This is a genomic window from Ramlibacter aurantiacus, assembly GCF_016722895.1.
GTDB lineage: Bacteria > Pseudomonadota > Gammaproteobacteria > Burkholderiales > Burkholderiaceae_C > Ramlibacter > Ramlibacter aurantiacus.
On record NZ_JAEQNA010000010.1, the window covers coordinates 103,176 to 123,183 of the forward strand.

Below are 20,008 nucleotides of genomic sequence, written 5' to 3' on the forward strand. Positions count from 1 at the left end.
TCCGCCGCATTGAAACACGCACCCCATGGACGCCGATGAATGCAATGGTCGAGCGCGTCACACCTGCAATCAGGTGTAAGCGCCCCGACTGCGCCTGAGCCTGCGCGCCTACCCTGGACGCTCCCTCAGGAGTTGCCGTGCGTTACCAGATTCCCCTTCGAACCACTTTCGTCGTCGCCACGCTGCTTTCCGCCGGCTGCGGCGGTGGCGGGGGTGGGGGCGAGGGGGGCGGCGATGCCGTCTCCACCAGCCTGCGTACCGCGCCCGAGGGCATCTGGGCCGGGCAGGACTCGGCCGGACACCGGGTGGACCTGGTGGTGCTGGAAGACGGCAGCACCTGGGGCGTCTATGTGAACACGGTGGAGATCCGCGGCGCGCTGCAGGGCATCAGCGACGCGGTCGGCTCGAGCTTCAGCGCACGCCTGACCGACTACTCCTTCGTCACCGACCAATGGCGCCTGCTGGCCTACGCCGGAGGCTATTCGCCACGGTCCACGATCGATGCCGGTGCCCCCGACGGGCCCCGCCTGCTGCTGTCCTACGACCCCCATTACGAGCAACCGGCGAGCACCTCGGCCGTGGCAGGCACCTACGCCCTCAGCGGCAGCACGGTGGTCACCATCGACAGCGCCGGCGTGTTCCAGTGGGTCGCATCACCCAGCTGCCGACTCGACGGCACGGCCAGCCCCCGGCCCACCGGTCGCAACGTGTTCGACCTGTCGCTGACCTACACCGGCACCACCTGCTTCGGCCACCCTGATGGCACCCGGTTGACCGGCGTGGCGTATCTCGACCGCAAGACCGAGCCGAACCGGCTGGTGGCGCTGGCCTTGCGCGACGACCGGCAGATCGGCTTCTACTCCCGCGCTGCGAAGCAGGCGACGAGCACCGGAGACGAAGGTGGCGGTGCCCCGCCGACGCCCGCGCCCGTGGCGCCGCCTGCGCCTGCGCCTGCGCCTGAACCGCCGCCACCGCCGCCACCACCGCCGCCGCCGCCGCCGCCGCCGCCGCCACCGCCACCACCACCACCGCCACCGCCACCGCCACCGCCGCCGCCACCGCCGCCGCCACCGCCGCCGCCACCGCCGCCACCGCCGCCGCCTGCGCCTGCGCCTGCGCCTGCGCCTGCGCCTGCGCCTGCGCCTGCACCTGCGCCTGCGCCTGCGCCTGCACCTGCGCCTGCGCCTGCACCTGCACCTGCACCTGCACCTGCACCTGCACCCGAGCCGCCGCCGGCCCCGCCCGCCCCGGCGCCAGAGCCCGCACCCGCTCCCGCGCCCGCTCCCGAGCCGCCGCCGCCGGCTCCGCCCGCCCCGGCGCCAGAGCCCGCACCCGCTCCCGCGCCTGCACCCGCGCCCGCTCCCGAGCCGCCGCCGCCGGCCCCGCCTGCCCCGGCGCCAGAGCCCGCACCCGCACCCGAGCCGCCGCCGCCGCCGCCGGCGCCTGCCCCCATCGAATGACGGACGCCGCAGGGGCCCGTCACATGGCCGCGCACAATGCGCGACCATGAAGCCCGATCGCCTTCCCCCCATCCCGCCCGCCGAATGGACCGAATCGCAGCGCCGCGAAGCCGACGAGGTCATCCGCGGCCCTCGCGGCGCCCTCCTCTCGCCCTTCGTCCCCTTGCTGCGCAGCCCCGAGTTCATGGGCCATGCGCAGCGGATGGGCGAGTACCTGCGCTACCGCAGCGCCCTGTCGCTGCGGTTGTCGGAGCTGGCCATCCTGGTGACGGCGCGGCAGTGGTCGCAGCAAGTCGAGTGGGCCATCCACGCGCCCATCGCGCAGCGCGAGGGCGTGGCGCCCGCCACCATCGCGGCCATCGCGGAAGGCCGACAGCCCGACGGCTTGCCCGAGGATGAAGCCGTCGTGGTGGCGTTCTCCACCGAGCTGCACCGCAACCGCAGCGTGAGCGATGCCACCTGGGCGCGCGCCGTGGCGCTTTTCGGTGAGCAGGGCGTGGTCGACCTGCTGGGGATCAATGGCTACTACACCCTGCTATCGATGGTCATGAACGGCGCGCGCACCGAGGTGCCCGCGAGTGCGGCCGCGCCGCTGCCGCCGATGCCCGACTGCTGAGCCACCCGTTCAACCACTCGGCGGCCAGGCCTGCCGCAGCACTTGCGCCAAGCGGGGAATGCACAACTCGCCGATCTCTTCGCGTCGGGCCCAGCGGAAGGCGTCGACCTCGGGCAGGGTCTTGCCCCAGCGCGTGCGGAACTGGCTGCTGCAGCGGCACGTGGACAGCTCCAGCATGGCCGAACCACGCGCGGCGCGAAACAGGTGCAGCGCCTTGCGCGGCAGGTAGGCGAACACGCCCAGGTCCTCCAGCTCGTCGGCACGCAGCGTGATGCCGGTTTCCTCCAGCACCTCGCGCACGGCCGCCTGGCGCGGCGTCTCGGACGCATCCGGCAGGCCCTTGGGGATGTCCCACTGACGCTGGCCGGTGACATGGGCCAGCAGCAACTCGTCACGTTCGTTCACGATGAGCACGCCGCAGGAAATCACCGAAGCCATGGCCCGCATTGTTCCGCGCCGCCGCCCCGCGCGAGCCCCTGGCGACGGGACAATCACGCCATGCCCTTGTTCGAAGCAGCCCGCGTGCCGCCGCGCCTTCCGCCGCTGCTGGTGCTCGCCACCACGGCGATCCTGATCTTCATCGGCACGCTGATGCCCGCCGCCCTCAAGGACAGCGCCCATGCCGCCCTGGGCAGCGAGCTGCCCTGGCCCGCGCTGGCGCATGTCATCCTGTTCGGCGTGCTCGCGGCTTCGCCCGTGTTCGGCCGCGGGCGGGCGGGCACCTGGCGCGCCCTCTTGCTGGCCCTGCTGCTGGCACTGGCGACCGAGTCCCTGCAGACGCTGGTGCCGGGTCGGCATCCAGCCCTGCGCGACGTGCTGATCGACCTGGGCGGCGCCCTGCTCGGGCGGCTGCTCTGGTTGCGTGCCAGCGAGGCCCCGGCCCGTCGGCCCGGCTGACCCTCAGCCGCGCGGTGCCGGCGTGGCCCCGATGCGGCCGATCGCCAGGGCGGCCTCGCGGCCGCCGCTGGCCTGCACCAGCCGGTTCTGGTCGTCCTTGGCGAGCCGGTCCACCCGCAGCGGATCGAGCCGCTCGCGCAGCACGGCCTGCAGTTCGCGCAGCACGCCGGCATGCGCGGGCGAGGCGGCCAGGTCGTGCAGTTCCTGCGGGTCGTTCGCCAGGTCGAACAGTTCGGGCGGGTAGCCCACGTACTCGTGCAGCTTCCAGTCGCCCGCGGCCAGCATGAAAGCGCCCGTGGGCGAGCCGATGGCGTGGTATTCGCTGAGCACGCAGCGATGGGGGTCGGGGCGCTCCAGCTGGTCCAGCAGGGACCGCCCCGGCAGCTCCGCGGGCGGCTCCACGCCCAGCGCCTGCAACACCGTGGGGAACACGTCGACCAGGCTGGCCGGCGTCTGCACGGCGCGCGCGGCAATGCCGCGGCCGCGAAGCAGCATGGGCACCGCCGTCGATTCGCGGTACAGCACCGACTTGTTCCACAGCCCGCGCGCGCCGAGGTTGTCACCGTGGTCGCTGAAGTACAGCACCAGGGTGTCCTCGGCCATGCCGGATTCGTCGATCGCCCGCAGGACTCGGCCGACCTGTTCGTCCATGAAGCTCACCAGCCCGAAGTAGCAGGCCATGGCCAGCCGCCGTTGCGCGTCGCTGCCCAGTTGCTCGTCGAGCCGGTTGTAGTTGGCCAGGCGCTCCACCCAGGGATGCCGGGTGTAGCCGTCCTGCGGGCGCAGCTTCGGCATCGGCAGGCTGTCCGGCGGGTACAGGTCGAGATAGGGCTGCGGCACCACCAGCGGGAAGTGCGGCGCCACCAGGCCCACGAACAGCGCGGCCGGCGCGGCATCGCCCTCGCGGCCACGCGCCGCGATCCAGTCGGCGGCCTTCTGGGCCACGCGCCGGTCGAAACGGTTGTAGTCGGACTCGCCCGCCCCCATGCGCTTGAACAGGGGTGCGCCGCCGCCCACCTCGGGCAGCGGATCGCGCACGCTGCCCCAGACCTGTCCCTTGCCTTCGGCCAGGTGCATGGGCTCGTGCTGGCGGTCGAAGCCGGTGTCGGCCTGGGCGTCGCGGTAATGCAGCTTGCCGATCGACTCCACGCGGATGCCGGCGGCCCGCAGGCGGTGCCCCCAGGAAGGCAGCCCGCCGTCGTAGGCGATGGCGTTGTCCCAGCAGCGGTGCTGGTGCACCCACAGGCCGGTGGCCAGGCTGGCCCGCGCCGGCACGCAAAGGGGGCTGGGCGTCCAGCAGCGGGTGAACTGCGCACCCTGCGCCGCCAGGCGGTCCAGGTGCGGCGTCTTCACCAGCGTGCTGCCGCCGAAGCCGCTGTGCCGCGGATCGTGCTCGTCCGAGCAGATCAGGACGACCTGCCGGAAGGGCGCTCGCCGGTCATCCATTGATGCTGAACCCGGCCGCGCGGATGCCGGCGCCGCGCCGCTCGTACTCCTCGCGCATCAGCCGCGACAGCTGCGCCGGCCCGAGCGGTGCCGGCTGCGCCTGGTCCTTGATCACGTTCATCATCTCGGGCGACCTCACCGCGGCGAGCGCCGCCGCGCCGAGCTTGTCCACCACATCGGCTGGCGTGCGCGCCGGCGCCATCAGCCAGGTGCCCTCCGACAGATGGAGGTTGGCAATGCCCAGCTCGGTGAATGTCGGCACGTCCGGCGTGGCCGCCAGCCGCTTCGCCCCCGTGCTGGCCAGCATGCGCACCTGCCCCGCCTTGTGGGCATTGGCCACGAAGGTCGAGGCCGCGATCATGGCCGTCACGTGCCCGCCCGAGACATCGCCCACGGCGAAGTTGCTGCCCCGATAAGGCACGTGCTTGAGCGGCGCATCCACCGCCTTGGCCAGGGTCACGCCCATGAAGTGCGGCGACGACCCCTGCCCCGGCGAACCGAAGGTGGCCTGGTCCGGGTGCTGGCGCGCCCACTCGATGAACTCGCGCAGCGTGGTGGCTGGCACCTTGGGGCTGATGGCGATGGCGAAGTCGTTTTCCACCAGCTGCGCCACCGGCGTGAAGTCGGTGAACGGGTCGTAGCCCAGGTTGTTGTAGACGTGCGGCAGGTGCACCATGCCCGAGGCCGGCACCACCAGCAGGGTCTTGCCGTCGGGCTGCGCGTTCTTGACCGCCTGCGCGGCGATGCGTCCGTTGGCGCCGGGCCGGTTCTCCACCACGCCTGCCACACCCAGCGCCCGGCCGAGCGGATCGGCCAGGGCCCGGGCCACCTGGTCGGGCAGCCCGCTGGGCGGAAACCCCACCAGGATCTTCAGGACGCCACCCTGCGCGAAAGCCTGGGCCGCATGGGCCGACAGGCCCGACAGGGCCAGGGACTGCAGGACGAGACGCCGATTCATGGTCATGGAAGCTCCTTGCGTTTGCACTCGATGGACCGGCGACTCGCCGGGCGGCTATCCGGCGATGCGCCGGGTGATCTCCTGGGCCGCGTCCTTCACGCAGGCCACCACGTAGTCTTCGCGCAGCGCGCCGAAGCGCGAGGTGGAGCCGATCAGGGTGAGGCTGCCCAGGATGTGGTTCTGCACGCCGAAGACCGGTGCCGAGATGCCGGTCTTGTCGGGGTGCAGCTGGCCGGTCGAGACCACGTGCCCTTGTTCGCGCACCTCGTCCAGCGCCCGGCTGAAGGACTTCCAGGAGTCGCCGATCGCCTGCAGGTCCGCATCGTCCTTGTGGGCCTCGTACAAGCGGCGCAACTGCCGCTGCGGCATCTCCGCCAGGATCACGCGCGAGGTGGACCCCCGGAACAGCGGCATCACCCGGCCTCGGCCCAGCTCCAGCGGCTCGTTGGAGGCGCTGTGCTCGTAGTACACGTTGACGATGCGGTCGCCGTAAAGCTGGCTGAGCAGCAGCTCCAGCCCGGTGTCGGCCACCAGCCGCGACACCAGGTCGTGGCTGTTGCGCAGCAGCGGGTCGTTGGCGCGGATCATGTAGTCCCACTCGATGATCCGCGGCCCGGGCGCGTAGCCCTGCGGCAGCCGCACCAGCAAGCCGGCCTCGCACATGTCGCGGATGTAGCGATAGCCCGTGGCCGTGGCGTAGCCGCCCCGCGCGCAGATCTGCTCGGCGCTGAGCACGGGTGAGCCATCCGAAAAAGCATCGAGCACGCTTACCGCCTTCGTGAGTCCGCTTGCCATCCGTCCTGTCCTTGTGAGTAGCGGCGCAACTGTAGGGGCTACGCACAAGGTTGCCGCCATGCTAGCTCATTCTCGGAATCTGAGAAAGTGGAATCTTTTCAGGGAATTCGCTACATTCCCGGCCATGGCTTCCCTGCGAAAGACCTTCCGATGACTTCAGAACCGCTGCTGCCCACGGTGGGCGACCTGCTGGCCCGGCTGCTCGACGCCGCCGGCGTCGAGGCCGTCTTCGGCGTGCTGTCCGTGCACAACCTGCCGCTGCTCGAGGCCATCCACCGGCTGGGCAAGACCCGCTACGTGTGCGCGCGCGGCGAGGCCGGCGCGGTGAACATGGCCGACGGGCATGCGCGGGTCACGGGCCGTGTCGGCGTGGCGGTGACCAGCACCGGCGCCGGGGCCGGCAACGCCTGCGGCGCGCTGATCGAGGCCCAGACCGCCGGCACGCCGCTGTTGCACATCACCGGACAGGTGAACCTCGATTACCTGGACCGGGGCTGGGGCGACGTTCACGAAGCCAAGGACCAGCGCGCCATGCTCGGCGCGGCGGGCAAGGCGGCGTTCCGGGTCTGGTCGGCCGACACCGCGCTGGGCACCCTGCGCGAGGCGCTGCGCGTGGCGATGACGCCGCCTTGCGGGCCGGTGAGCGTGGAGATCCCCATCGACCTGCAAGGCGCCCGTGTGTCGCGCCCGCCTGGTTCGATCCGCCCGCTGGCCGTGACCGTGCCGCGGCCGGATGCCGCCGACATCGACCGGCTCGCCGATGCGCTGGCCTCGGCCCGGCGGCCTTTGCTGTGGCTGGGCGGCGGCGCCCGCCACGCTGGCAGCGGTGCGCGACGCCTGCTCGACCTCGGCTTCGGCGCGGTGACCACCATCCAGGGCCGGGGCGTGGTGCCCGAGGACGATCCGCGCACCCTGGGCGCCTTCAACCTGCAGCCGCCCATCGCGCGTCTGTACGCCGGGTGCGATGCCTTGCTCGTGGCGGGGTCCAAGCTGCGGGTGCCCGAGACCGCCCGGCACACGCTGGCGCTGCCCGAGCGGCGCTTTCGCATCGACGTCGACCCGCAGGCCGAGGGCCGCGGCTACGCCAGCGAGGCCTTCGTCTGCGCCGACGCGGCGCTGGCCCTGGACGCCCTGGCCGACCGGCTGGAGGGCCGCCTGCGCACCGACCCGGGCTTCCACGCCGACCTGCGCGCCGCCCGCGCCGCGGCCGAGGCCCAGATGCGTGAGAACCTGGGGCGCTACGCCGCGGTGTGCGACGAGCTGCAGGCGGCCGCCGGCACCGGGTTCAACTGGGTGCGCGACATGACCATCTCCAGCAGCACCTGGGGCCACCGCCTGTTCAGGCTGTTCGAGCCGCGCCAATCGGCCCATGCCTCGGGCGGCGGCATCGGCCAGGGACTGTCCATGGCCATCGGCGCGGCGGTCGGCACACCGGGGCGCCGCACGCTGGTGCTGGTGGGCGACGGCGGCCTCATGCTCAACGCCGCGGAACTGCCCACCGCCGTGCAGGAAAACACCGGCGTCGTGCTGCTGGTGATGAACGACAAGGGCTACGGCATCCTGCGCAACCTGGCCGATGAGCAGTTCGGTGGCCGCCGCTTCTACGCCGACCTGCACACGCCCGACTTCGGCCTGCTGGCCAAGGCCCACGGCTACGCCTACACCCGCATCGCCAGCCTGGACCGGCTGGGCGCGCAGTTGCGCGAGGCCTTGGCCAGCCCGGCGCCGGCCACGCTGGTGGAGTTCGACATGGACGCGATCGGTCCCTTCGCGCGGCCCTTCTCCGGCCCGCGCATCTGATCATGCAGACAGCAGACATCCGCCAGCCGGGCAGCCGCAACGTGCTGTTCATCATGTGCGACCAGCTGCGGCCGGACTACCTCTCCTGCTATGGCGGCGTGCTGCAGACCCCGAACATCGACCGCATCGCCGCACGCGGCCTGCGCTTCGACCGCGCCTTCGTCACCTCGGGGGTGTGCGGCCCTTCGCGCACCTCGTTCTACACCGGCCGCTATCCCATCTCTCACCGCGTCACCTGGAACCGCGTGCCGCTTCCGCTGGACGAGCTCACGCTGGGCGACTACCTGGCCGAGGCCGGCCGGCCCCTGCACCTGCTGGGCAAGACCCACTTCGTGCCCGACGCCGCCCGCCTGCGCCGCCTGCGTCCGGACCCGGAGCAGCGCCGCCTGCTGGACGAGGGCGGCTTCACGCCGGTGGAGCGCTACGACGGACACTTCGAGCCGGCAGCGGACAGCCCCTATCGCCGGTACCTGATCGACCAGGGCTACAAAGGCCCGACACCGTGGACCGACTACGTGATCGGCTCGACCGGCGCGGACGGCCAGTTCGCGAGCGGCTGGTACATGCGCAATGCCCCCTTGGCCGCGCGCGTGGCGGCGGCCGATTCCGAGACCGCCTACCTCACCTCGCGCGCGATCGGGTTCATCGAGCAACAGGGTGACACGCCCTGGGCGCTGCACCTGAGCTACATCAAGCCGCATTGGCCTTACAAGGCGCCGGCGCCTTACCACACCCTGTACGGCGCCGCCGACGCGCCGCGCCCGGTGCGCGCGGACCACGAGCGGGTCGACCCGCATCCGGTGTTCGGCGCCTACCAGCGGCTGGAGGAATCGGAGTGCTTCGCACAGGACCACGTGGTCGACGCGATCCGGCCGGTGTACATGGGACTGGTCAAGCAGATCGACGACGAGCTGGGCCGCCTGCTGGACCGGCTGGAGCAGCTCGGCCGGCTGGACGACACCTTGATCGTCTTCACCTCCGACCACGGCGACCTGGCGGGCGACCACTGGCTGGGCGAGAAGGAGTATTTCTTCGAACCGGTGATGCGCATCCCGCTGATCGTGAGCGACCCGTCGGCTGCGGCGCGCGCGAGCCGGGGCACGGCCAGCGAGGCGATGGTGGAGTGCATCGACGTGGTTCCGACGGTGCTGGATTTCCTGGGGCTGCCCTCGCAGGAGCACCGGGTGGAAGGCCGTTCGCTGCTGCCCCTGCTACGGGGCGGGCAACCCGGGGAGTGGCGCAGCCAGGTGTTCGGCCACCTGGACTACGCCTACCGCGAAGCCCGCACCTTCCTCGGCCGGGGGCCGCAGGAATGCAACGGCTTCATGGTCCGCGGGGAGCGCTACAAGTACATCTGGTGGGAGGGCTACCGCAGCCAGCTCTTCGACCTGCAAGAGGACCCGCAGGAGCTGCACGACCTGGGCACCGACCCGGGCCTGGAGCCGGTGCGCCGCGCGATGCGGGAGGACCTGCTGCGCTGGCTGGCGAGCAGCCGGCGCCGCACCACGGAGTCGTCACAACAGGTGCTCGAGCGCACGCATGCGCACGAACGGATGATGGGGATATTGATTGGGCGGTGGTGAGGCGGTCGCACCGGCCGCGGGTGAGGTTCACCCTGAACCGCCCCACTCCGTTCGCCCTGAGCCCGCCCCACTCCGTTCGCCCTGAGCCCGCCCCACTCCGTTCGCCCTGAGCCCGCCCCACTCCGTTCGCCCTGAGCCCGCCCCACTCCGTTCGCCCTGAGCCGCCCCTCCGTTCGCCCTGAGCCTGTCGAAGGGCCCCTGAGAAGGTATCGTCGGAGAACACCTCTTTGAACCGGGTTTCGTAGCAATCGTTGCAAGCCGGGTCTCGCCCCGGCGGGCGAGTCACTTTCTTTTGCTTCGCCGAAAGAAAGTGACCAAAGAAAAGGCGACCCCACTGTCTGCGTCCCTCGACGCCCTGCGGGCGCCGAGGGCAACCTGCGGTGCTCGGACGGCGGGGGAAGCGCAGAAACTCGCCCCTGCGGGGCTCAAACATCTGCGCTTCTTTTTCCCCGCCGCCCTGCGCTCCTCGGCGCAGCCACAGGGGATTTTCGTCCCGGGCCATCGCTGCGCTCGGCCTGGATGGGGGCACTGCGAGCGAAGAGGCGTCGGTGTACCCACCCCAACGAAGGACACGGCCGCAGGCCGTGTTGATTTCCGAAGCCCTTGTGGCTGCGCCTGCGCCGAAGGCCTCGGGCCGGGGTCGCAGACAGCAGGGTCGCCTTTTCTTTGCCGACTTTCCTTTGGCGAAGCAAAAGAAAGTCGGTCGCCCGCCGGGGTGAGACCCGGCTTGCCACGACTGCTACAAAACCTGGTTCAAAGAGTGTTCTCCGGCAACACCTTCTCAGGGGCCCTTCGACAGGCTTGTATGGTTCGTAGCTCGACAACGAACCATCAAGAAAGGAGCAAGGTGCCGGAGTGGAGGGACATCGACAGGCATCGGCGAACAAAGCCCGTTCGACCGACACATTGAGTGAAAGCCCCACTCTGGCACCGAGCGTCGATTAGGAACCTAGCGCCGTTCCAAAGGAACGAGCGCCGATTTTTGCAAGCTGACGCCGCTGCAAGAGCCCCACTCCGGCCCCGGCATTTTGACAATGAATGAGGATCCGCAGAAAGCCCAGTTCTTCGGGGTGGACGTCGCCTCGGCGCACCTGGACATTTCATTGCACGGCAGCCAGCAGGTGCACCGCATCGACAACCAGGCCAAGGCCATCACGAAGTGGCTGAGGTCCGTGCCGGCAGGCAGCTTCCTCGGCTTGGAGTCGACCGGGGCGTATCACCGGGAGCTGGCCCGTCTGGCCCATGCGCATGGAGTGGCCGTGTTCGTGCTCAATCCTCGGGACATCAAGCGGTACGCCCAGGGCCTTGGCCAGCGAGGAAAGACCGATCGGCTGGACGCGCGGGTGATCGCGCGCTTCGTACAGCGTGAGCACGACCAGCTGCGCACGTGGCGCCCTTTGACGCAGCCGCAGGAGAGCCTGGATGCACTGCTGCGTGAGCGCACGCTGGTCCAAAAGCAACGAACCGCGCTGAAGCAGTCCCACTCCGTTCGCCCTGAGCCGCCCCACTCCGTTCGCCCTGAGCCGCCCCTCCGTTCGCCCTGAGCCGCCCCTCCGTTCGCCCTGAGCCTGTCGAAGGGCCCCTGAGAAGGTATCGTCGGAGAACACCTCTTTGAACCGGGTTTTGTAGCAATCGTTGCAAGCCGGGTCTCGCCCCGGCGGGCGAGTCACTTTCTTTTGCTTCGCCAAAAGAAAGTGACCAAAGAAAAGGCGACCCCACTGTCTGCGTCCCTCGACGCCCTGCGGGCGCCGAGGGCAACCTGCGGTGCTCGGACGGCGGGGGAAGCGCAGAAACTCGCCCCTGCGGGGCTCAAACATCTGCGCTTCTTTTTCCCCGCCGTCCTGCGCTCCTCGGCGCAGCCACAGGGGATTTTCGTCCCGGGCCATCGCTGCGCTCGGCCTGGATGGGGGCACTGCGAGCGAAGAAGCGTCGGTGTACCCACCCCAACGAAGGACACGGCCGCAGGCCGTGTTGAATTCCGAAGCCCTTGTGGCTGCGCCTGCGCCGGAGGTCTCGGGCCGGATCAAGGGCCGCGCGTGTCTGAGGCCCGCAGGGCCGAGTTTGCGCGGACCCCGGCCCGAGGCCTTCGGCGCAGGTCGCCCCGGCGCGCAGCGCCGGGGTCGCAGACAGTAGGGTCGCCTTTTCTTTGCCGACTTTCTTTTGGCGAAGCAAAAGAAAGTCGGTCGCCCGCCGGGGCGAGACCCGGCTTGCAGCGAACGCTACAGGAATCACTTTAAGGAAGTCTTCTCCGGCAACACCCCTTCAGAGGCCCTTCGACAAGCTCAGGGCGAACGGACGGGAGAGGGCTCGGGGGGAACGGACGGGACAAGGCTCAGGGGGAACGGACGGGACAAGGCTCGGGGCGAACGGACGGGAGAAGGCTCACGGCGAACGGACGGGAGAAGGCTCAGGGCGAACGGACGGGAGAAGGCTCGGGCGAGCCAGCCAACAACGTTCAAGACGAGCCACGACCCATCCCCCACTCCTCCATCCAAGCCTCGATCACTCCATTCACCCGCTGCGGCTGCTCGATCATCGGGAAGTGACCGCCGCCGAACCAGCGCAGCACCGTCGCCTGCGGCACATGCTGGCGCAGCGCCTGCAGCCAGGGCGTGTCCACCCCCTCGGCCAGTGGACGCCGCTCGTGCCCGCTGTCCATCCAGGTGCAGGCGACCGCCAGCACCGGCACGTCCAGCCGCGCCAACACCGGTTCCATGTGCCGCAGGTCCCAGGCTGCGAAATCGGGCATCAGCTCGCGTGCGACATGCGGCGGGAGCGAGGCCGCGCGTTCGATCGCCGCGTCACGTTCGCGGTCAAAGCGCGGATCGAAGAACATCTGCCCGAAGCCGCGCCGCGCGCGCACCGCCGGCTCGACCTGCCGGTACAGCGCCTCGGCCCGCTCGCTCGCCTGCCGCGCCAGCACTTCGCGGTCCGCGTCCGGTGGCAACAGGCCCGACGCCAGGTAGGCCCCATCGACGAGCACCACGCCCGCCACCCGATCGCCCAAATCGCTCCACGTCTGCAGCACCACCCGGCAACCCATGCTGTGCCCCACCAGCACCACGCGCTCCAGGCCCAGGTGCTCGATCAATGCCTGCAGGTCGCGCGAGAACGCTTCGACGCCGATGCCTCCCGGCGTGCGGCTGGACTGCCCGTGCCCCTTCAGGTCGGGCGCCAGCACCTGCCAGCCGCGCGCGGCGAAGTGGTCCAGCTGGGGGTTCCAGTCGGTGTGGTCGCACAGCGCCCCGTGCACGAACACCAGCGCCCGCGATCCCGAGCCCTCCTGCCGGTAGAAGATCGAACCGCAGGGCCGCTCGATGAAGGGCATGCCGTTCAGACCTGCGTGACCATCTTGGTCACGAGATAGCCATCGAAGGTCTCGCTGCCGCCCTCGCTGCCGATGCCGCTGTCCTTCACACCGCCGAAAGGCAACTCGGCCGGGGCCATGCCGAAGTGGTTGATGTTGACCATGCCCGCCTCCAGCCCGTCGGACACCGCCGCCGCAGTCTTGAGCGACTCGGTGAACACGTAGGACGCGAGGCCGAAAGGCAGGCTGTTGGCCCGGCGCAGGACTTCGTCCACGTCCCTGAAGCGCACCACCGGCGCCACCGGGCCGAAGGGCTCCTCGCGCATGACCTGCGCCTCGTCCGGCAGGTCGACCAGCACGGTCGGCGCGAAGAAGTGGCCGGGACCGGCCAGGGTGTCGCCACCGGCGAGCACGCGGCCACCGCGCTGGCGCGCATCGGCCACCAGATCCCGCATGCTGGCCACGCGCCGCTCGTGGACCAGCGGTCCCATCTGCACGCCGGCCTGCAGACCGTTGCCCACCCGCGTGGCGGCCAGCACCTCGGTGAAGCGGTCGATGAAGCGCGCCAGCATCTCGGCCGCGCGCTCGACGTCGGCGTCGTCGAACACCAGCACGGGTGAGTGGCCGCCCAGCTCCAGCGTCATGCGCTTCATGTGCGCGCCGGCCATGGCCGCCAGCTGCTTGCCCACCGGCACCGAGCCGGTGAAGGACACCTTGCGCACGATGGGCGATTCGATCAGGTGGCGCGACACCTCGGGCGGCACGCCCCAGACCACGTTGAGCACCCCCGGCGGCAGGCCGGCCTCGTGGAACAGGCGCGCCAGGTGGACCACGCCGCTGGGCGACTCCTCGGGGCCCTTGATGATCACCGTGCAGCCGGCGCCGACCGCGGCGGCGATCTTGCGGATGGCCTGGTTGAAGGGGAAGTTCCAGGGGCTGAAGGCGGCGCAAACGCCCACGGGTTCGCGCAGCACCAGCTGGCGCACCTCGGGCCTGCGCGGAGGCACCACGCGGCCGTAGATGCGGCGGCACTCCTCGGCGTGCCACTCGGCCTGCTCGGCGCTGCCCGCCACCTCCTGCACCGCCTCGGCCAGCGGCTTGCCGTTGTCCAGGGTGATGTCGCGGCCGATGGCCTCGGCCCGCTCGCGCGCCAGCGCGGCCACCTGGCGCAGCACGGCGGAGCGCTCCAGTGGCGAGCTGCGGCGCCAGCCGGCGAAGGCGCGCTGCGCCGCCGCCAGTGCCCGGTCCAGGTCGGCCGCCGTGGCCAGCGGAAGCCGGCCCAGCAGGTCGAAGGTGGCCGGGTTGTGGACGGCGCGGCTGGTGCGGCTGGCGTCGCTGCCGATGAACTCGCCGTCGATGTAGAGGCTCAGGTCGGTGTACATGCGGGGTCTTTCAGGGGCTGCGTGACGGCTTCGGGCACAGCGGTGGCCGCAGGCGGGGCGAAGGCGTGGCAGAACGCTTCGATGCACAGGGGCAGCTCGTCGGCCGTGCCCAGGGCCGCGACATAGCGGTCCGGGCGCAGCAGCACCCAGTCGGCCCCGGCGCGCTGGAACCAGAAGTGCAGCGCGTTCTCGTAGTCCTCGATCAGCCGCACGTCGGGCGGCGGCGCAGCCTTCAGGCGCATCGATTGCACGCTGCGGCCGCGGGTGGCGGTCACCACTTGCGCGTCCAGCGCGGCGAGCCGCTGCCGCAGGGCGGGTGGACCGCCCGACACCAGCTCGCGCTGCCAGGTGAGCAGGGCGAAGCCCGGGCCCAGCACGTCGTCGAGCCGCAGCACCCGGCCGTCCTCGCATTCGACCCGGGGCTGGATGAACATGCGGCCCACGCGGTCGGCGCGCGGTCCCGACGCATTCAGCACCACACCCTCGGTGAAGCGCGGCATGGGCTTGAATTTCATCTGCAGGACATAGTCCCGCAGCGCCGGCACGTGGCGCAACGCCAGCAGCAGGCGGTCACGCAGCCAGGCCGTGGCCGGCTGGGTGATGGAGAGCACCGCGCCGAACAGGTCGGCCAGTTCGATCATGGCCTTGGCATGGGTGTGGCGCTCCAGCTGGTAGCTCTCCAGCACGCGGGCGTCGAGACGGCCGTCGAGGATCCAGGCCACCTTCCAGGCCAGGTTGAAGGCATCGCGCAGGCCGGCATTCAGCCCCTGGCCGATCCAGGGCGGCGTGATGTGCGCGGCGTCGCCGGCCAGGCAGACGCGGTGCGAGACGAAGCGGCGGGCCACGCGCGAGTTGTGGGTGTAGACGCGGGCACGGATCACGTTCAGCGCCGACGGGTCGGGCACGTGCCGCGACAACAGCTCGCGCACCTTGTCGGGCTGGAGCATCTGCTCGCCGTCCTCGCCGGGGTACAGCATGAATTCCCAGCGGCGCAGGCCATAGGGCAGCCGCAGGCAGACATAGGGCCGGTGCGGGTCGCAGTGCAGCGCGGTGTAGGGCGCGTCCAGCGGGTCGTTGTCGCACTCGATCACCACCCACTTGCGCGGATGCGTCTTGCCGTCGTAGGGCACTTGCAGCAGGTCGCGCACGGTGCTGCGGCCGCCATCGGCCGCCAGCAGGTACTTCGCGCGCACCAGCTGGGTGTCACCGTCGTCCAGCCGCAGCACGGCGTCCACGCCATGGTCGTCCTGCCGCAATCCCACCAGCTCCTGGCCGAGGCGCAGTTCGACGTGCTCGAAGCGCTGCAGCCCCTGCCGCAGCACGCGCTCGCCCAGCGGCTGCGAAAACAGGTTGCGGCGGAACCAGCCGAACTCCTGCGTGCTGGGCAGGATCTCGGCGAAGCACTCGCCCGTGGCCGAGACCATGCGCATCGGCACGTTCTGGATCATGTCGCGCAGCATCGCGTCGGCCAGGCCCGCGGCCTGGAAGGTGCGCATGGCCTCGTCGTCCAGGCCCACGGCGCGCGGGTAGTCCAGGATCTGCGGGCTGCGATCGACGACCAGCGTGCGCACGCCGTAGACCCCCAGCAGGTTGGCAATCGTGGCCCCCACGGGCCCGGCGCCCACCACCAGCACCGGAACTTCGAGCATGGCCATGGCGGGTCCGCTCAGGCCGCGGATAGCAGCCGGTTCTCCTGGCGCAGCACCAGGTGGCGCGTGCCACGACGGAACTCGGCGAACTCGGCGTCGGCCATCAGGGCGCGGCGGCGCCGGTCGCGTTCGTCGTGCGAGTCGAAGCCCCACAGGAAGACCAGCTGGTTCAGCTCGCCGACCTCGCTCTGGTACAGCCCGAGCAGGCGGCCCAGGATTTCGGACTGCAGCTGGCGCGGGCGGCCGTTGTAGGCCTTGAGGTAGTCGGCGGCGCCCCCGGGGCCGAAGCTGTAGGTGCGCATTTCAACGAGCATGCGGGTCCTCCGTTTCCTGCAGGAATGAGCGCACGGCGGCGCAGAAGTCCGCCGGGTTGTCGTCGTGCACGTAATGGCCGGCGCCGGCGATCCGCGCCAAGCGAAGGCGCGGGTTCAGCGCGCCCATGCGCTCGACGATGGCCGGCTGCATGTAGTCCGAGCGATCGCCGAACACCAGCAGCGCGGGACAGTCCAGCCCGGCCACCAGCGGCTGCAGGTCGATCACCTTGGCCGGGTCGGGCGCCAGCCGGGTGGCGGCGATGCCGGCGTGGTCGTAGCGCCAGGTGAAGCCGCCGTCCGGAGCCGGCTTGAGCATGGACCGCAGCCGCTGCTCGCGTGCGGCTTCGGTCACCGTGGGGCGCAGCATCCGCATGAAGGCGGTGGCCTGCTCCCAGCTGTCGAACGAGGCCGGCGTGCTGCGCAGCTCGGCCTGGATGCGCCGCGCACCGGCCGAGTGTTCGAAGGCGCCGGGGCCGGCCTCCTCGATGACCAGCCGGCCCACGCGCGCGGGATGCCGCGCCGCGTACACGATGGCGTTGATGCCGCCCATGGAGTGGCCCAGCAAGTCGAATCGATCGAGCCCCAGCTGCGCCACGACGGCTTCGAGGTCGCCGACGTAGGCGGGCGTGTCGTAGCGGCGCCGCGGGTCCCAGTCGCTGCGGCCGCGTCCGCGCTGGTCGTAGGCGATCACGCGGTAGCCCGGCTGCAGGGCGGCGGCGATGCCCGCGAAGGTTTCGGCATAGCCGCGGATGCCGTGCAGCATGACGATGGGCTGCGCGGCCGCATCGCCCCACTCGGTGACGTGCAGGCGCAGGTCGTCGACCGGCAGGAAGTAGTCGCGGCGAAGGTCGGTCACACCAGGCCGTCCTGGCCTTTGATTTCCGAGGCGCGCAAGCCGCCGAGGCGCGCATGCAATCGCCCACGCGTGGCGAAGGCCCAGATGACCAGCAGCTCGTCGCGGTTGGGCGCATCGTTGAAGGTGGCGGTGACGGTGTCGTAGTGCGAGCGCACATACAGCGCGTCCTTGTGCGCCAACGGGATGTCGATGGGCGTGCCCGGTCCGCCGCGCTTGCCGGTGGAGGGCACCCACGACTTGCCGCCACCCACGGCTTCGCGCACCGGGTTGGCCGCGGGGTTGGTGAGCAAGGCGTTGCCGTGTTCGTACTCGCCGTCGACGCCCACCAGGCAGGCCTTGCCGTAGCTGTGGATCGCGGCGCCGGCCGCGGCCTCGCGGATGCGCCGGCCGAACTCGGCGCCCAGGGCGGGCGAGGGCTCGATGAAGCCCGAGAGGTCGGGCTCGAAGCGGCCGGCATACGGGTTGTGCACCGCGGCGGCGATGACGATCTTTCGCACCGGCTCGCCATCGGCCGCCACGCCCGACTCGTTGGCCAGCGTGTCCTCGACCTGCAGGTACCACTTGCGGATATGGAAAGGGCCGAAGTTGGGTGTCTTCATGGGGCGGCCTTTCAAAGAGGCTTCAGGTCGTAGGGGTCGCTGGGGGCGTCGTACTCGTGCAGCAGGCGCTTGCCCTCTTCGTCGTCGTGCACGGTCTCGCAGAAGAACTCGAAGCGGTGGCCGTCGGGGTCGGTGAAGTAAAGGCCCAGGCCGACCTTGTGGTCGGTGGTCTTGACCACGGGCACCTTCCGGCGCAGCAACATGCCGTACAGGCGCCGCAACTCGTCCTCGTCGCCCTCGATCTCCAGGCCGTAGTGCTGCATGTTGACCGGGCCACGCGGGTCGGTGCCGGCAGGGGCCGGCTCGGCGCGGATCAGGGCGATGTCGTGGTGCTTCTGCCCGAACGACAGGAAGACCCAGTGCGGCCCCGTGGCGGTGACCTGCATGCCCAGCACGTCCTCGTACCAGGGGGCCGAGGCGAAGGGGTCCTTCACGAACAGCGCGATATGGGTGCGGCGGATGCGCGGGCGGGTTTCCATGGGCGCCTCAGTCGATGGATTGGGGATGCGCCGTGACGGGCGCGGAGAACGGCGTCCAGGCGACGGCGGTGATTTCGCTGAAGTCGCGCCACTCCTTGAACCAGCTGCGGCCGCCGTCCGTGGATCGGAACAGGTGGCCGTACTTGGTGCCGGCGAACAGCAGCGCCGGATCGGACGCATGCGCCCCGAAGGCCCAGAAGGTGGAGTTGGGCGCGGTGTGCAGCACGCTCGGAGTCCAGGTGGCACCGCGGTCGGTGGAGCGGTAGATGCGGCTGCGCGTGCCGGGCGTGCCGTCGCCGATCGCGATGAGCAGCGTGTCGGCGTCGCCCGGCAGCGGCTGCACCGTGCGGGTGTAGTACATGCCGTCGAAGCGCGCGCGCGAGGGCACTCCCGACCAGGTGCGCCCATCGTCGACGCTGGTGTGGACGCTGTTGACGGTGAGCACGAGCTGGCACTTGCCGCCGCCCGGCCCGGCGGGCAGCACGGCGATGGCATGGATGTCGCTGCTGCCGATGCCACTGCCTTCGGTGTCCACGCGCTCCCAGCTTTCGCCGCGGTCGCGGCTGCGCCAGGCGCCACCCTCCTCCACCCCGAACCAGACATCGCGGCCGTTGTCCGGGTCGATGCAGATGGACAGGATGCGCGGCCGGTTCACGCCGCGGCAGAACTCGGGCAACTCCACGCCCAGGCGTCGCCAGGTGTTGCCACCGTCGGCCGAATGGAACATGGCCGCGCGCTGCGGCGCGCCGGTGCCGGCGAAGACATGGCGCGGGTCGGACGGATCGATGGCCAGCGCCCAGACGGTCATGTCGTTGGCCGGCGACTCCAGCCGGCCGAAGTGCGCGCCGCCGTCGGTGCTCAGGCAGATGCCGCAGTCGGCCCCGGCGAACACGCGCGTGGGGTCGCGCGGATCGACCGCCAGGCTGCGGACCACGCCGTCGAATTCGATCGCTTCCTTCAGGCCCAGGCGGTGCCAGCTGGCGCCGTCGTCGGCGCTGCGCAGAATGCCTTGGCCGGCGGTGGCGACGAGTAGGGTTCCCTGCATGGCGTGCCCCCGGCTCACAGGAAGATGCCGCGGGTGATGCCGCCGTCCACGCCGATGGATTCGCCGGTGATGGCGGCGGCCCGGTCGGAGGCGAGGAACAGCGCCACGTCGGCGATCTCGGCCGGCTGCAGCACGCGCCGTATCGGCGTGGCCCGGGCGTAGTTGGCCTCGACCTCCTGCACGCTCAGGCCCTGCAGCCTGGCCTCTTTCTCGTACAGCTCGCGGATGTGCGGGGTCTCGACCACGCCGGGATGGATCACGTTGACGGTGATGCCGTGCGGGCCGAGCTGGTCGGACAGCACCTTGGTCATGTGGCAGATGGCGACGTTGCGCAGGCCCGAGAGCTGCTTGCTGCCACGGCCGGTGAGGCCGCCGATGTTGATGATGCGACCCCAGCCGTTGCGCTTCATGGCTGCGGCGGCGGCCTTGGCGCAGCGCATGTAGCCCACGACCTTGATGTCGATGTCCTGCAGCAGGCCCTCGGGGTCGGCCTCTTCGATGGCGCTGCGCACCAGGCCGCCCGGATGGGCCGCGCCGTTGACCAGGATGTCGATGCGGCCGAATCGCTCTTCGACCTCGCGCATCATGGCCTCGACCTGCTCGGTGCTGGCCACGTCTGCGGGCGCGGCGAACACGGGCGTGCCGCTGGCCTCGCTGATCTCGGCGGCGGCGCGCTCCAGCGTGGCCCGGCTGCGCGCGACGATGGCCACGCGCACGCCCTCGGCGGCCAGCGCTTCGGTGATGGCGCGGCCGATGCCCAGGCTGCCGCCGGTGACCACCGCGACCTTGCCCTCGAGTCTGAGGTCCATGGCTTGCTTCCTT

Annotated in this window: 19 protein-coding genes; 6 read left to right on the forward strand and 13 right to left on the reverse strand. The window is 70.8% G+C overall.

What is annotated here, in order from left to right; translation table 11 throughout:
* Positions 1–137 precede the first annotated feature (137 nt).
* On the forward strand, positions 138–1,460 hold the full coding sequence (locus JI739_RS21390) for a hypothetical protein (RefSeq protein WP_201686139.1): 1,323 nt from the start codon (positions 138–140) through the stop codon (positions 1,458–1,460).
* 46 nt (positions 1,461–1,506) lie between these two features.
* Positions 1,507–2,076: a carboxymuconolactone decarboxylase family protein gene (locus tag JI739_RS21395; RefSeq protein WP_201686040.1), complete on the forward strand. Its 570-nt coding sequence runs from the start codon at positions 1,507–1,509 to the stop codon at positions 2,074–2,076.
* Positions 2,077–2,085: 9 nt separating this feature from the next.
* On the opposite strand, the gene JI739_RS21400 is transcribed toward JI739_RS21395, so the two are convergent.
* Complete coding sequence (locus tag JI739_RS21400; RefSeq protein ID WP_201686041.1) at positions 2,086–2,514, reverse strand: NUDIX domain-containing protein; 429 nt, start codon at positions 2,512–2,514, stop codon at positions 2,086–2,088.
* A gap of 60 nt (positions 2,515–2,574) precedes the next feature.
* On the opposite strand from JI739_RS21400, the gene JI739_RS21405 reads away from it, so the two are divergent.
* Positions 2,575–2,973 (forward strand): VanZ family protein, encoded by a 399-nt coding sequence (locus JI739_RS21405; RefSeq protein ID WP_201686042.1) that lies wholly within the window; start codon positions 2,575–2,577, stop codon positions 2,971–2,973.
* Positions 2,974–2,976: 3 nt separating this feature from the next.
* Here JI739_RS21405 and JI739_RS21410 read toward each other — a convergent pair whose 3' ends face one another.
* Genes JI739_RS21410 through JI739_RS21420 form a run of 3 tightly spaced genes read right to left on the reverse strand, consistent with a single transcriptional unit; the run spans position 2,977 to position 6,172 of the window.
* Positions 2,977–4,419, reverse strand: coding sequence for a sulfatase family protein (locus JI739_RS21410; protein WP_201686043.1), 1,443 nt, complete (start codon positions 4,417–4,419; stop codon positions 2,977–2,979).
* Complete coding sequence (locus JI739_RS21415; RefSeq protein ID WP_201686044.1) at positions 4,412–5,383, reverse strand: Bug family tripartite tricarboxylate transporter substrate binding protein; 972 nt, start codon at positions 5,381–5,383, stop codon at positions 4,412–4,414. The genes JI739_RS21410 and JI739_RS21415 overlap by 8 nt, the downstream gene beginning before the upstream one ends.
* A 48-nt stretch (positions 5,384–5,431) precedes the next feature.
* Positions 5,432–6,172 carry an IclR family transcriptional regulator gene (locus tag JI739_RS21420; RefSeq protein WP_201686045.1) on the reverse strand — a complete coding sequence of 247 codons (741 nt, stop codon included), beginning with the start codon at positions 6,170–6,172 and terminating at the stop codon, positions 5,432–5,434.
* A 150-nt stretch (positions 6,173–6,322) separates the two neighbouring features.
* Here JI739_RS21420 and JI739_RS21425 point away from each other — a divergent pair, with 150 nt between their 5' ends.
* The 3 genes from JI739_RS21425 (at position 6,323) to JI739_RS21435 (ending at position 11,099) form a co-directional block, all read left to right on the forward strand.
* Entirely contained in the window at positions 6,323–7,972 is a 1,650-nt protein-coding gene (locus tag JI739_RS21425) for a thiamine pyrophosphate-binding protein (RefSeq protein ID WP_201686046.1), read from the forward strand.
* A gap of 2 nt (positions 7,973–7,974) precedes the next feature.
* A complete protein-coding gene (locus tag JI739_RS21430) occupies positions 7,975–9,555 on the forward strand; it encodes a sulfatase-like hydrolase/transferase (RefSeq protein WP_201686047.1) in 1,581 nt (526 codons plus the stop codon).
* 1,034 nt (positions 9,556–10,589) lie between these two features.
* Positions 10,590–11,099, forward strand: coding sequence for an IS110 family transposase (locus JI739_RS21435; RefSeq protein WP_201686048.1), 510 nt, complete (start codon positions 10,590–10,592; stop codon positions 11,097–11,099).
* A 911-nt stretch (positions 11,100–12,010) separates the two neighbouring features.
* On the opposite strand, the gene JI739_RS21440 is transcribed toward JI739_RS21435, so the two are convergent.
* From JI739_RS21440 to JI739_RS21480, 9 genes are read right to left on the reverse strand one after another with little or no spacing between them, the layout of a single operon-like run.
* The gene (locus JI739_RS21440; RefSeq protein ID WP_201686049.1) at positions 12,011–12,883 is read right to left on the reverse strand and encodes an alpha/beta fold hydrolase; all 873 of its coding nucleotides are present in this window, start codon (positions 12,881–12,883) and stop codon (positions 12,011–12,013) included.
* Positions 12,884–12,888: 5 nt separating this feature from the next.
* Positions 12,889–14,244, reverse strand: a complete 1,356-nt coding sequence (locus tag JI739_RS21445) for an NAD-dependent succinate-semialdehyde dehydrogenase (RefSeq protein WP_201686050.1) — start codon at positions 14,242–14,244, stop codon at positions 12,889–12,891.
* Positions 14,229–15,899, reverse strand: coding sequence for a bifunctional 3-(3-hydroxy-phenyl)propionate/3-hydroxycinnamic acid hydroxylase (locus JI739_RS21450; RefSeq protein ID WP_201686051.1), 1,671 nt, complete (start codon positions 15,897–15,899; stop codon positions 14,229–14,231). Before JI739_RS21450 ends, JI739_RS21445 begins: the two co-directional genes overlap by 16 nt.
* Positions 15,900–15,910: 11 nt before the next feature.
* Complete coding sequence (locus tag JI739_RS21455; protein ID WP_201686052.1) at positions 15,911–16,207, reverse strand: NIPSNAP family protein; 297 nt, start codon at positions 16,205–16,207, stop codon at positions 15,911–15,913.
* Positions 16,197–17,063 carry an alpha/beta fold hydrolase gene (locus JI739_RS21460; protein WP_435531631.1) on the reverse strand — a complete coding sequence of 289 codons (867 nt, stop codon included), beginning with the start codon at positions 17,061–17,063 and terminating at the stop codon, positions 16,197–16,199. Before JI739_RS21460 ends, JI739_RS21455 begins: the two co-directional genes overlap by 11 nt.
* Complete coding sequence (locus JI739_RS21465) at positions 17,060–17,662, reverse strand: amino acid synthesis family protein (RefSeq protein WP_201686053.1); 603 nt, start codon at positions 17,660–17,662, stop codon at positions 17,060–17,062. Before JI739_RS21465 ends, JI739_RS21460 begins: the two co-directional genes overlap by 4 nt.
* Before the next feature lie 11 nt (positions 17,663–17,673).
* Complete coding sequence (locus JI739_RS21470) at positions 17,674–18,141, reverse strand: VOC family protein (RefSeq protein ID WP_201686054.1); 468 nt, start codon at positions 18,139–18,141, stop codon at positions 17,674–17,676.
* 7 nt (positions 18,142–18,148) lie between these two features.
* On the reverse strand, positions 18,149–19,186 hold the full coding sequence (locus JI739_RS21475) for a WD40/YVTN/BNR-like repeat-containing protein (RefSeq protein WP_201686055.1): 1,038 nt from the start codon (positions 19,184–19,186) through the stop codon (positions 18,149–18,151).
* A 14-nt stretch (positions 19,187–19,200) separates the two neighbouring features.
* Entirely contained in the window at positions 19,201–19,995 is a 795-nt protein-coding gene (locus JI739_RS21480) for an SDR family NAD(P)-dependent oxidoreductase (protein WP_201686056.1), read from the reverse strand.
* Positions 19,996–20,008: the final 13 nt, after the last annotated feature.